9 protein-coding genes are annotated in these 12,444 nt (G+C 63.3%); 4 read left to right on the top strand and 5 right to left on the bottom strand.

Going from position 1 to position 12,444, the window contains the following annotated elements:
- The first annotated feature begins 130 nt into the window (after positions 1-130).
- Entirely contained in the window at positions 131-1,165 is a 1,035-nt protein-coding gene (locus tag K9U15_RS00450; protein WP_096227670.1) for a YhcG family protein, read from the top strand.
- A 66-nt stretch (positions 1,166-1,231) separates the two neighbouring features.
- Positions 1,232-1,996: a LamB/YcsF family protein gene (locus K9U15_RS00455; protein WP_096227669.1), complete on the top strand. Its 765-nt coding sequence runs from the start codon at positions 1,232-1,234 to the stop codon at positions 1,994-1,996.
- A 118-nt stretch (positions 1,997-2,114) separates the two neighbouring features.
- Here the strand turns inward: K9U15_RS00455 and K9U15_RS00460 are convergent, their stop codons facing one another.
- Positions 2,115-3,365 (bottom strand): Nramp family divalent metal transporter, encoded by a 1,251-nt coding sequence (locus K9U15_RS00460; RefSeq protein WP_096227668.1) that lies wholly within the window; start codon positions 3,363-3,365, stop codon positions 2,115-2,117.
- Between the two features lie 458 nt (positions 3,366-3,823).
- Entirely contained in the window at positions 3,824-4,780 is a 957-nt protein-coding gene (locus K9U15_RS00465) for a LuxR C-terminal-related transcriptional regulator (protein ID WP_227115127.1), read from the bottom strand.
- A 356-nt stretch (positions 4,781-5,136) separates the two neighbouring features.
- Between K9U15_RS00465 and arcA the strand changes: the two genes are divergently transcribed.
- Both arcA and K9U15_RS00475 read left to right on the top strand, forming a co-directional pair.
- Positions 5,137-6,354, top strand: coding sequence for an arginine deiminase (arcA, locus tag K9U15_RS00470; RefSeq protein ID WP_096227667.1), 1,218 nt, complete (start codon positions 5,137-5,139; stop codon positions 6,352-6,354).
- A gap of 321 nt (positions 6,355-6,675) precedes the next feature.
- A complete protein-coding gene (locus K9U15_RS00475) occupies positions 6,676-7,263 on the top strand; it encodes a helix-turn-helix transcriptional regulator (RefSeq protein ID WP_301155418.1) in 588 nt (195 codons plus the stop codon).
- Between the two features lie 354 nt (positions 7,264-7,617).
- Here the strand turns inward: K9U15_RS00475 and K9U15_RS00480 are convergent, their stop codons facing one another.
- The 3 genes from K9U15_RS00480 to K9U15_RS00490 all read right to left on the bottom strand — a co-directional run bounded on the left by K9U15_RS00480 (position 7,618) and on the right by K9U15_RS00490 (position 12,442).
- Positions 7,618-9,108 carry a glutamate decarboxylase gene (locus tag K9U15_RS00480; protein ID WP_096227665.1) on the bottom strand — a complete coding sequence of 497 codons (1,491 nt, stop codon included), beginning with the start codon at positions 9,106-9,108 and terminating at the stop codon, positions 7,618-7,620.
- Positions 9,109-9,246: 138 nt separating this feature from the next.
- Positions 9,247-11,511, bottom strand: a complete 2,265-nt coding sequence (locus tag K9U15_RS00485) for an amino acid permease (protein WP_096227664.1) — start codon at positions 11,509-11,511, stop codon at positions 9,247-9,249.
- Positions 11,512-11,845: 334 nt separating this feature from the next.
- Complete coding sequence (locus K9U15_RS00490; protein ID WP_096227663.1) at positions 11,846-12,442, bottom strand: TetR/AcrR family transcriptional regulator; 597 nt, start codon at positions 12,440-12,442, stop codon at positions 11,846-11,848.
- Between the last annotated feature and the right edge of the window lie 2 nt (positions 12,443-12,444).

The raw sequence follows: 12,444 nt of genomic DNA on the forward strand, positions 1-12,444 counted from the left end.
AAGAACCAGTGCAGGCGCCGCTTCCGAACAGACGGCCCATAGATGGTAGCGCGTTCCCCCGTTGCCCGTACCACGCCTGCAAGATCCAGCAAGATCTTCTCATCCTTGGGAACCGAAGAGGAGGCTTGCCATGTCTTATGAAGAAATCGCATCCTACGAGTCCGTTTTCAACGACATCAAGCGCGTGTTGGAACAGGGGCGTCGGCGTGCTATTGCGCACGTGAACCATGAGATGCTGGTCACGTACTGGAATGTCGGCCGCATCATAGTGGAACACGAGCAGGAAAACCCCGATCGCGCGGAGTACGGCGCTGCAACGCTCAAGCGGTTGTCTCGAGAATTGACCGAGACATACGGCAAGGGGTTCTCGCGCTCGAATCTGCAGAACATGCGCCTACTCTATCTGGATTATCCAATTTGCCAGACACTGTCTGGCAAATTGAGTTGGTCGCATTATTGCGAGCTTTTGAGCATCTCGGATCCTGACAAGCGGCGTTTCTACGAGCGAGAATGCATCGAAGCCGGATGGTCGGTACGTGAGCTCAAGCGACAGATATCGACATCGCTGTACGAGCGGCTGATCCAATCGGGCAGCACTTGGAGCATGCAGCGCAGGCTCTCCCCCTCGAACGACGAAGCCCGCGTCGTGCAACCCGCCGATATCATCAAGGATCCATACGTCTTCGAATTCCTGGGAATTCCCGACGACGCACCCCTCCCGGAGAGCGAGCTTGAACGAGCACTCGTCACCCATATTGAAAAATTCCTCCTTGAACTGGGTCAGGGCTTTATGTTCGTGGGCACGCAGCAGCGGATCACGCTCAACAACACTCACTACCATGTCGACATGGTCTTCTACAACAAGCTGCTCCGAGCATACGTGCTCATCGAGTTGAAAACCTCCAAGCTGATGCCGGAAGCGGTCGGGCAAATCAACATGTACCTGAACTACTATGCTTGCGAAATTAACGACGAGTTCGATAATCCTCCCATCGGCATCATCTTATGCACGGACAAAGACGCCGTCACAGCCGAATACGCGCTCGGAGGATTGCAGAACACCGTTTTCGCCTCGCGATACGTATCTCACGTACCCGGTAAAAAGCAGCTGATACAGCAAGTGGAAAGCGTGCTGGTAGATTGGGGGCAATCCGAAGGCGCGTGAAGTATTCGCAGCGTGCCGACCCTTGCTCTACAATAGGAGCTAACACCGTGGGAAAGAAGGCAGCTTATGTACCGTATCGACCTCAACAGCGACCTGGGCGAGAGCTTCGGGCGCTATACGCTCGGGCTCGACGACCAGATCATCCCGCTCGTTTCCAGCGCGAACGTTGCGTGCGGGCAGCATGCGGGCGACCCGATGGTCATGCGCGACACCGTACGCATGGCAGCGGATGCCGGCATAGCCATCGGCGCGCATCCCGGCTACCCCGACCTGCAGGGCTTCGGCCGCCGCGACATGAACCTGTCGCCCGACGAGGCTTACTCGTACATGCTGTACCAGATAGGCGCGCTGCAAGCGTTCTGCGCCGCCGCCGGCGTCCCGCTTCGGCACGTGAAGCCGCACGGCCAGCTGTACAACCATGCCGCCGTGGACCCGGAGCTTGCCGCCGCGCTCGCCCAGGCGGTGCGCGACGTGGACGATCACCTGGTGCTGGTGGGCCTAGCGAACAGCGCGCTCGTGGACGAGGGGCGAAAGATCGGCCTGGTCACCGCCGAGGAGTTCTTCACCGACCGCAACTATACGGACGAGGGCAAGCTGGTGAGCCGCAACGACCCCGCCGCGCTCATCCGCAACGAGGAGGAAGCTATCGAGCGGGTGAAGAACGCCATCCGCGACGGCGCCATCCTCTCCGTGAACGGCAAGCTCATCGACCTGCATGCCGACACGATCTGCGTGCACGGCGACTCCCCTACCGCCCTCGCCTTCGTGCGCCGCATCCGCGAGGCGCTGGAGCAGGATAGCATCGCCATCAAGCCGGTGGGCGCACGCTAGGCCGAGGATAGGCGTCGCCTGCGCCTGGCGCATAAGCGCCCGCCACGACCCACCGTGAATCATAAACAGATGCGCCCGCCGAACGGCGGGCGCATCTGCGGTTGCGAAGGCCCTAGCCCTAGCCCCCGATGAGCGCCTGGAGCGAGGTGAGGAAGCTGGACATGTTGCGCCAGCACATGAACAGCGTGATGACGATGATCACCACGCCCGCGCAGTTCGCGAAGATGTGGTTGCGCCACTTGCCCAGGTCCTTGCCGTTCGCGCAGTAGATGACGAAGAACGCCATGATGGGCAGCAGGATGGCGTTGGCCGCCTGCGCCACCAGGATCAGCTCGGTGGGGCTCTTGCCCAGCACGACCGCCATGATGCAGCCGGCCAGGAGCACGATCATCCAGATCACTTTGAAGCGCAGGTCCTTCGTCGTCTTCTTCCAGCCCAGCACGCCGTTCACGGCATACGCGGCGGAGAACGAAGCCGTGATGGCGCTCGAGAAGCCGGCGCACAGAAGCCCCAGGCCGATCATCCACGTGGCCCACGAGCCCAGCAGCGGCTGCAGCGCCAACGCCATGTCCTTGCCGTTCGCCACCACGGCATCGGTGCCGTAGATGTTGGCGGCGGCGCAGATGAGGATGGCCATGGAGATGATGCCGCCCAGGCCGATGCTCAGGATGGTGTCAAAGCGGGCGTCGGAAACCTGCTCGGGGTCCTTGAAGCGCTCGGAGGCACCGGACGCATGCAGGAACAGGTTATACGGCACGATGGTGGTGCCGATGAGGCCCACGGCCGTGAGGATGCCCTTCGAGCCTTCTTCGGGCAACGTCGGCACGAAGAGGCCCGTGGCGATGGCGCCCCAGTCGGGCGACGACGCGATGGCCGTGACGAAGAACACCACGCCCATGAACACCACGATGGCCGTGAGGATGACCTCGACCACCTTGTACGAGCCGATCCACATGGCGATGAACGCCAGCACACCCAGCACGATGACGATGGGGATCATCGGCACGTCGGGCAGGACCGCCTGGATGCCCAGGATGCCGCCCGTGATGTTGCCCGTCTCGTATGCGATGTTGCCCACGAAGATGGCGATGATAACAATCACGATCGCAATCCACATCAGCGCCTTGTTGGGAATACGATCGCGGATGTTTTCACCCAGTCCCTTGCCCGAGACGATGCCCACGCGCGACGCCATCTCCTGGAAGATGATGGTGGCCACCGTGGCGAACAACAGTGCCCACAGCATGGTGTAGCCGTAGCTCGCACCCGAAACCGTACACGTGGTGACGGTGCCGGGCCCGATGAAGCCGGCCGCCACAAGCGCGCCGGGGCCCACGTTCTTGAACTTCTGTACCAATGTACTGCTCATACCCTCTCCTTTCCCTTCTCACGTTGGGGCCGACCTTCTTGCCTCCCCAATGATCCCCCTTGCATGTTTCGCCTCGGTTGCGCGAAACCTACGGCGCGGTGCGCCGCGCAGATTCGTCTACTTTAGCAGAACGGAGGACACGCGTATATGGAAGAACGGCGCGGCGTCGCCGGTTGGCAGCGACACCGCGCCGAACGCACGCCCGCATCGCCATCGCTATCGAATCCGGCGTCGAAGCGGGATCGGCCAAGGCCGCTCGCGCGCGGGCCCCGCCCTGGGCGAGGCGCTGTGCAACTACCAGTTCGACTTCCTGGTCAGCGACATCGTGAGCATGTTGAGAAGATGGCTGGCGGAGCAGTAGAGCGAGCGCGACAGGGGAGCGTGCCAAAAGCCCGGGGGCAATGGCACATTTTCCGATGTGCCATTGCCCCCGGGCTTTTGGCACGCTCTAGGCCGTTCTACGATGTCTTCCAGAAATCCTGGACGAGGGCCTGGCGGTTCGGCTGGCCCGTTTTCTGCAGGATGTTGTGCACGTGCACCTTCACGGTGCTCAAGGCCAGGTGCATGGCGGAGGCGATGTTCTGGTTGTCCTTGCCCACCAGCACGTAGCGCAGCACCTCGCACTCGCGCTCGGACAGGCGGTAGCGCTTGCCGTACAGGAGCAGGTTGTCGTCGATGAGCTCCTCCTGCCGGCCGCCCTCGTGCATGGGAGGCCGCTCGAAGCGCAGCGACAGCACGCGGAAGGCATCGCGGCAGGCGAAGAACGCGCAGCACAGCATAAGCACGTTCTCGGCGAAGTTGCGCTCGGGCGCATAGGCGCGCGGCCCGAGCAGGACGGGGTCGGGCAGCAGGAACACGCAGGCGTCCTCCGCAACGATCATCAGGCCCAACACCCACAACAGCACGTAGAGCAAGCGGTGGCGGCGCAAGCGGTTGCGCCCGGACTCGTCCTTCGTCACGAGGAAGCGGAACCCGGCGAACAGCAGCATCCAGAACAGGTACAGCTCGCGCGGGAAGTAGAACAGGAAGCTGCGCAAATCGCCCTTGGGCAGCAGCGCCAGCACGGCCACGCTCGCCGCCACGAACAGCACGGCCGGCGCCACCTTGAACACACGGCGCTCCTCGCCCAGGTAATCGCATACCAGAAGCCAGAACGACGTGAGGAACCCGCCGCCCGTCACCACGAGCACCAGCGACATGACCACCGCATACGCCGCGCCCAGCCCCGCGTCGGCGCCGGTGAAGAAGTCGTCTTGGAACACCCACGCCACGTCGAAGAAGTAGAACAGGAAGCCAGCGAAGGCGTACCGCATGGCGCGCTTGCGCGATACCAGGTAGGCGGAAAGGCATGCAGCCGATGCCATGATAGAACCCAACAGCACGAAGAGCGTGTAGTGGAAGAGCACGAATCCCACGAAGGAGCACCTCTTTCCTCGCTTGCGCACGGCCGTCTGCAACATGACCCATGATACACGAATCGGCATCGTTTCGGAAAAGGCTGCGGCATCCGAGCCGAACGCGCGCGGCCGCAGTGTATGGTTGCAGGATGCGCATTGCTCCCACCTGCGGTTTATTTGAGGTTTAGCGTCTTTCCCGGCCGGGTACACCCCGATCGATGCACCGGTAAACCCGCTTTACATCTTTCCTTCACGCAGCGGAGGGCGCATGGTGAGACCAACGCGTCACGGCATCGCGCCGCGGACGCACTTGGCGAAGAAAGGCCGGCGCGCTTAAAGGACGCGCGGGCCGACAAACCGAAGGAGGGTTGCACATGTCAGGAGTGAACGTCAAGAGCGAGATCAAGCCCTTGAAGAAAGTCCTGCTGCACCGCCCGGGCAAAGAGCTTCTGAACCTGACGCCGAACACGCTCGAAGAGCTGCTGTTCGACGACATCCCGTTCTTGAAGGTCGCCCAGGAGGAGCATGACGCGTTCGCGCAGGCTCTGCGCGACAACGGCGTCGAAGTGTTTTACCTGGAAGACCTCATGGCCGAGGTTCTCGAGGCCAACCCCGAGCTGCGCGAGCAGTTCCTCAAGCAGTGGATCGAAGAGGCCGGCATCCGCACGGATCGCTACCAGAAGATCATCTTCGACTACCTGCAGGAGAACTACCCCGACGCCAAGGACCTCGTGCTGAAGACGATGGAGGGCATCAACCTCACCGAGCTCCACACCGACAAGTCCAACTCGCTGGTGGACCTGGTGTCCGAGTCCTCCAAGATGGTCGTCAAGCCCATGCCGAACCTGTACTTCACCCGCGACCCGTTCGCGATGATCGGCAACGGCGTGTCCATCAACCGCATGTACTCCGAGACCCGCAACCGCGAGACCATCTACGGCGAGTACATCTTCAAGTACCATCCGATGCTCAAGGGCACGCCTGAGTACTACAGCCGCTACAACACGTTCCACATCGAGGGCGGCGACATCCTCAACATCAACGACAAGGTGCTGGCCATCGGCATTTCCCAGCGCACCGAGCCCGATGCCATCGACGCTATCGCGAAGAACATCTTCGGCGATCCGACGAGCCCCATCGAGACCATCCTGGCGTTCAACATCCCGAACTCCCGCGCCTTCATGCACCTCGACACCGTGTTCACGCAGATCGACACGGACAAGTTCACCATCCACCCCGGCATCATGGGCCCGCTGACGGTGTTCGAGATCACCGCCGAAGGCGACGGCATCAAGGTCAAGGAAGTGAACGGCACGCTGGAGAGCATCCTGGAGACCTACGTCGGCCATCCCGTGGAGCTCATCCCCTGCGGCGGCGGCGACCGCATCGCGGCCGAGCGCGAGCAGTGGAACGACGGCTCGAACACGCTGTGCATCGCCCCGGGCAAGATCGTGGTGTACGAGCGCAACGACGTCACGAACAAGGTGCTGCGCGACAAGGGCCTCGACCTCATCATCGTGCCCTCCGCCGAGCTGTCCCGCGGCCGTGGCGGCCCGCGCTGCATGAGCATGCCCATCGAGCGCGAGGACTAAGCTCTTCCGCTATCACCGGTGGTCGCGCGCGACGCGCTCCGCGTGGCCACCTCTTCCCCCTGCGCCCCCTGCGCTGAATCCGGTCCCAAATGGCGAACGAGAACCGGATTCAGCGCAGGGGGCGTTCTCTCTGTACAGCTGGAGGCGCCGCCCCGCATGCGCACTCCCGGCAACGTCCTGCGTCATTCTAAATAACACCTGTTCAAACGTATTGTAAAGCACTTTTGACACAGAAAAGGGTCGCGAAGCGAGACGTGTCAAAGCCCTTTGATGGTACACTTCCCTGCGTCATGGCAACCTTGGATCAACGAAGGGAAACGCATGGAGCTCGGCAGCCAGATCAAACGCCACCGAACGGAACGCGGACTCTCGCAAGACGACCTCGCCGCGAAGATCTACGTCTCGCGCCAGACCGTCTCAAGCTGGGAGAACGACAAGACCTACCCTGACGTGGAAAGCCTGCTGCTCCTTAGCGTCCTCTTCGACGTAACGGTCGACGAACTGATCAAAGGAGACGTGGAAGCCATGAAGGAAGCAATCGAGAAAGACTACCGGAAGATGATCTACCTGGCGTGGGGAGGGACCGCAGTCGTGGTCGTCGGATGTGCGCTCTTCATCGGAGGGTTCACCTTCTGGGATTGGGGGCTCGTGCCGTCCGCCATCATCGGGCTGCTGGTGTGGGGCATCGGCTTGGTCATGCTCACGGTGGTCGAGCACCTGAAGAAGCAGCACGACGTGGTGACGTATCGCGAGCTGGTGGCCTTCTCGAAAGGTGAGCCCATCGACCGCAACAACGCCAAAAGCCTGCGCGCACGGCGGCATCCCGTGCTCAGAGGCGTGCTCCTCACCCTCGCAGCCGCCGCGGTAGGCGCCGTTCTAGGCTACTTCGGCTACCAGCTCTTCGGGTAGAGTCGCAGCGAGCAAAACGCACGTCGTGTGTCGATCAGAAGCAAGTTGATCGCGTTCACGATATCGAATATTCGGCTACGGTAATGGATTTGGAATTTTTTATCGATATATTACCGAATCGCGGGAATTCTTGTCCGAAGCCCGCTTTTGGGCATCCAACGTGCGGCTCTTCCCGCTGTTTTGGGCGGTTTTCTCGCCTTCGGAGGGGATTTCGGGGGCCTGATTGCCCGTTACGGTAAAATATCAGAAATTCTTTTCAATTCTATTACCGTAATCTAAATAAGAGGCCCTTCTGCTTTCCTCCAGCACCGAAAAAGCGCCCCGACCGGGGAGGTCGGGGCGGGGTCGGCGCACTTACTTCTGCGTGGTCTTCGCCTTCGTCTGGACCTTCTCGACCTTGTCGACGGCAGAGCGGCCGCCGTGGTTGAAGCCGGTCTGGATGACGCCCTGGGTGTTGCCGGTGACGAACTTCGCCTTGTTCAGCGTGTCCATCTCCTTCTTCATATCCTCGACCAGCTTGATACACAGCTGCATCGAGAAGTCGGCGCGCGCCACGACGCGCTGGACGGTGGTGTCCTGCATATCGGCGGGCATCGGGTACGCGGGCACCAGCCAGCCGCTCATGCGCAGGCGGTCGGACAGGTCGTACAGCGACCACTCCACGTCGGCGTCGTCCTTCAGGCCCCAGCACACGATCGGAATGTGCGACGCATCCTCGTAGATCTCGAAGATGCCCATCTCCTTGAGCTCGGCGGCCAGGTAGCGCGCCACGTCGAGCGTGCGCTCCTGGATCTCCTTGAAGCCCTCGAAGCCGTTGCGCATGAGCACGTAGTACTGGCCCACGATCTGCGAGGCGCTGCGCGAGAAGTTGATGGCCATCGTGGCCTCCTCGCCGCCCAGGTAGCTCACCCAGAAGATCAGGTCCTCGGGCAGCGCTTCCTTGCTGCGCCACACCACCCAGCCGATGCCGGGGTACACGAGGCCGTACTTATGGCCGGAGCAGTTGATGGACCACACGTTCTTCAGCTGGAAGTCCCACACCAGGTCGGGCTCCACGAACGGGGCGAACATGCCGCCCGACGCGCCGTCGACGTGGATGCGGATCGGCAGCTTCGGATGCTCCTGGTTGTACGCTTCCACCAGCTCGTCGAGCTTCTGCACGTCGTCGAACTTGCCGGTGTAGGTGATGCCGAGGATGGCCGTAATGCCGATGGTGTGGTCGTCCACGTAGTCCATGACCGTGTCCATGTTCAGCGACAGATGGTCCTTCTCAAGCGGCACGAGGCGCATCTCGATGTCCCAATAGCGGCAGAACTTCTCCCAGCACACCTGGTAGCCTGCGGAGATCACCAGGTTCGGGCGCTGCTCGGTGTAGATGTCGATGCCGGCGTCCTTCGCGAGCTTCTTCCAGCGGAACAGCATGCCCAAGCCGCCCAGCATGCAGGCCTCGGACGAGCCCACCGTGGAGGTGCCCATGGGCTCCTCGTCGGGGTTCGCGTGCCACAGGTCGCCGATCATGGCGACGCAGCGGTTCTCGAGGTCGGCCGTCATGGGGTACTCGTCCTTGTCGATGGCGTTCTTCTCCATGGTCTCGGCCATGATCTTCGTGGCCATGGGCTCCATGTAGGTCTGGCAGAACGTGGTGAGGTTCTGCGTGGCGTTGCCCTCGATGGACAGGTACTCCTTGATCATCTCGTAGGCGATGCGCGGCTCGACCGGCTTGTCGTTCATCTGCGTGCGCGGCATGGCCACGTCGGACGCCTCGGAGCCGAAGATGGGCGTGGAGTACTTGGTGCCCTCGTCCATCGTGTCGAGGATCTTGCTGGTTGACGTTTGTTCCTTCATGAAAACCTCCTGGTAAGTAGGGTTGGAACCAGAATCAGAGGGCGAACGGGTGCCCCGCCTGCACCGCGCCCGGCGGCGCAGGCGGGGCGTGCCGGCGCGGATCGCCGCGCCGGCCGTCTACCCGTTGCCGAGAGGGGCCTAGCGCGACGCCGGGCCGTTCGAGTCGGGGCCGTTCGTGTCGATGCCGGTCTCTCGTCGCGGGTCGGGCGAGTCCGGATCGGCACGGGGGACACGCTCGCCCACCACGGCCTCGGTGACGCTCGCACGCAGCGACGGGTCGCCCTCGGCCTCGCGCTCCAGCAAGTCGTCGCGCACCTCGCCGGCATCCTTGACGTTGCTCTTGCGCGCATGCGCCGCCACCCCGCACGAGGGCGGCGCCTCATGGGCGCCGGCGCCCGTATCGAGGTCGATCTCGCGCACCGCCACCTCGTCGCGCATGACAGGCTGGGGCTCGGCCGGCACGTCGTCCGTGGTGACCGTGGGGCCGGAATCGACTGCCATGGGGCCGGAGGGACGACTGGTCACGCTGACCACCGCGGCGGAGATGCCGCGCGCGACCGTCGCGCCGAAATCGGAACCGGGCCCGCCGCCGGCCGACATGCCGGCCGCTCCCGCCCCGCTCGGCTTGCCGCCGCGCAGGTTCTCCGACGCCCGGGTGCGCTTGTTGATGGGCCCGCTGTCGCCGAGCGTGCTCGACTTCGTCGTCGGGGCCGCGCCCTTCTTAGGATCGGCCGCGGCCGGATCGGACGGATGCGCCGCCTTGCGGGCGTTCGGGCCCAGGGGCACCGCGCGCGCCGCCGTGCCCATCGGGGCGCCCTTGCCGACATGCGCGCCGGCAGCATGCGTCCCAGCTGCCGCACCAGCGCCCGCGCCGACAGCGGCACCGACCGCTGCACGGTCGGTCGGGCCCTGCGGCGCCCACCTATGCCGCAGCGCGTAGATGACGAACGGGATGGCCACCGATATCACGAACGCGATGCCGAGCGTGGCCTGGTACACCATGTTCGACTGAGCGTCGAGGTTCGACGACGGGAAGAACGAGATGATGAGCGTCGCCACGGTCATGAACAGGCCGGCGCCCGCCACAATGGCCTTGAACGGCGTGCCGCCCGGCAGCTGGAACGAACGCGGCAGGTCCTTCTTCTTGAAGATCAGATAGAAGTACCCGAGGAAGAACAGCACGTAGCCCACCAGGTAGATGACCACCGTCAGGCCGATGGCCGTAAGGTAGCCCACCGACGAGCTGGACCCGCCGGACAGCGCGATGGAGCCGCAGAGCACCGCATCCCACACCGTGACGATGCAGGCCTGGATGACCACGGTCTTCACCGACACGCCGTGCTTGTTGACCTTCTTGAAGGAGGGGGGCAGGATGCCGTCGTGCGCCGTGTCGAGCAGCGCGCGCGACGGGCCCACGATCCATGCCGAAATCTCGGCCAGCACGCCCAGCGCCAAAAGCAGCGCCACCGCGAACACGATCCAGCTGAGGCCGGGACCGATGTGCTGCACGAAGATGGCGCGGAACGCCTCGATCACGCCGAACGACAGGTTGCCGTCCAGCACCGACGCCGGCAGCGTCGTGGCCACGGCCAAGCCGCCCAGCGCATCGAGCGCGATGGTGAGCACCGCCAGGATGATCATGGCCAGGGGGTAGTTGCGGTTAGGGTTCTTCAGCTCGTTCACGTGCGAGGCGGACGCTTCCACACCCATGTAAGCCAGGATGAACGATGCGAAGATCACGAGCGTGTCCACCTTGCCGAAGTCGGGCACGAACGTGGCCGGCGTCATGTTGATCTGCGACACGCCGCCCGTGGCGAAGTAGTACAACAGGCCCACCAGAAGCACGATGACCGGCAGGATGATGCCGCCCACGAAGCCCACCTTCGAGATGCGCGCCGTGTACTTCGTGCCGCCCAGCTGCGTGAGCGTGAGGATCCACACGATGGCGGCCACGCCGAAGAACATGACCAGCGGGTTGTTGTAAAGCGCGTCCCATTTCACCACGTAGGCGAACGCCGCCAATATGAAGAACGCCATGGTCACGAAGCCCACGGTGATCTGGAACCACTGGAAGAACAGCGCGGCGAAACCCCAGCGCCTCCCCAGCGTGTTGCCAACCCACGAGAAGATGCCGCCGGACTCCCATCCCTTCACCGTGGCCATTTCCGCCGCGCACATGGCAACGGGCAAAAACCACAGGATGCCGCCGATGATCAAGAAGAACACCAGCTGGAACCCGGACGAGGCGAACGAAGGGTACTCGTACACCGTCATCACCATGGACGCGGTGATGGCGAAGAACCCGAAGAACGTCAAAGACCGCTTGAAAGACGGGCGGCTCACCTTGCCCACGGGACCGGGATCGGCCGAGGGCGCGACCGCCTGCTGACGGGTTTCGCTCATGCTCCAACTCCTTTCCTAGACGGGCGACGCCGCCATCCCAAAAGGCAGATGGATGCCGTCGCATTTGCTTGCGTCCGTCCGTTCTACCAGACGCAGGAAAGGGAGAGCGATGGAGGGAAGAAGGTTCACCCTCCCGTCGCTCAAGCGTGAGGTTCGGGATATGAAAGGAGGTGCAGGAGGCTCGGCTGCAGGCGCATGCAGGCGCGGTGCCGGGCAAGGGCGCAACGACGGCGCCGGGCGCAGGTGCGTATACAGCGGTGCCCCTGGATGCGGGATGCGCAAACGGACGACGGCGAAGCCGAGCTAGAGGCTTTCAGGGCCGGCGGGAAAGCCTCTAGCAGCCAGCGGCCTTCGTGTAGGCCTCGATAGCCTCGTCGAGCAGCTTGCCGGTGGTCTCGCGCACGTCCAGACCCTCGGAGATAGAGGCCACGGCGGCACCATCGACGATGGCCACCACGATGCGCGGCGTCATGGGAACGCCCGCCCGCTCGAGGATGCGCGCGATGGCGGCATCCAGCAGAACGCGGCCCTTGCGGTAGGCCTCCGTGACCACGCTCGAATCAGCCGCGCCGATGAGCTGCGCGTAGTGCGCCTTGGGCACGATGGAGTCGTCCGGCAGGCACGCGCGCGTCAGAAGCTCGGTAATGCGCGCGCGGCATTCCTCGGGCTCCAGCTTCTCGCACAAATCCGCCACCCGCTCGGCGCGCTGCGCCCACAGCTGGATGTTGTACATGCCCGCCTCGTGCAAGAGCTCGGTGACGGAGTCGAAGTAGTAGCCCACCGACGAGGACGCCGCCCCGGCCCACTTCGCCACCTTGCGGTACGTGACGGCCTTGGGACCCTCCTCGCGCAGGAGCGCGGCGGCGGCGAGCACGAGCGACGTGCGCGTGATCTGAGCCTTCAATGACTTCGGCGTTGACGATTCGCTCATAG

This window comes from Gordonibacter sp. RACS_AR68, from assembly GCF_030418485.1.
Classification (GTDB): domain Bacteria; phylum Actinomycetota; class Coriobacteriia; order Coriobacteriales; family Eggerthellaceae; genus Gordonibacter; species Gordonibacter urolithinfaciens.

Excerpts from the sequence above, each read along its gene's own strand:
- K9U15_RS00450 (WP_096227670.1), top strand. The coding sequence starts at position 131 with ATGTCTTATGAAGAAATCGCATCCTACGAGTCCGTTTTCAACGACATC.
- K9U15_RS00455 (WP_096227669.1), top strand. The coding sequence starts at position 1,232 with ATGTACCGTATCGACCTCAACAGCGACCTGGGCGAGAGCTTCGGGCGC.
- K9U15_RS00460 (WP_096227668.1), bottom strand. The coding sequence starts at position 3,365 with ATGAGCAGTACATTGGTACAGAAGTTCAAGAACGTGGGCCCCGGCGCG.
- arcA (WP_096227667.1), top strand. The coding sequence starts at position 5,137 with ATGTCAGGAGTGAACGTCAAGAGCGAGATCAAGCCCTTGAAGAAAGTC.
- K9U15_RS00475 (WP_301155418.1), top strand. The coding sequence starts at position 6,676 with ATGGAGCTCGGCAGCCAGATCAAACGCCACCGAACGGAACGCGGACTC.
- K9U15_RS00480 (WP_096227665.1), bottom strand. The coding sequence starts at position 9,108 with ATGAAGGAACAAACGTCAACCAGCAAGATCCTCGACACGATGGACGAG.
- K9U15_RS00485 (WP_096227664.1), bottom strand. The coding sequence starts at position 11,511 with ATGAGCGAAACCCGTCAGCAGGCGGTCGCGCCCTCGGCCGATCCCGGT.
- K9U15_RS00490 (WP_096227663.1), bottom strand. The coding sequence starts at position 12,442 with ATGAGCGAATCGTCAACGCCGAAGTCATTGAAGGCTCAGATCACGCGC.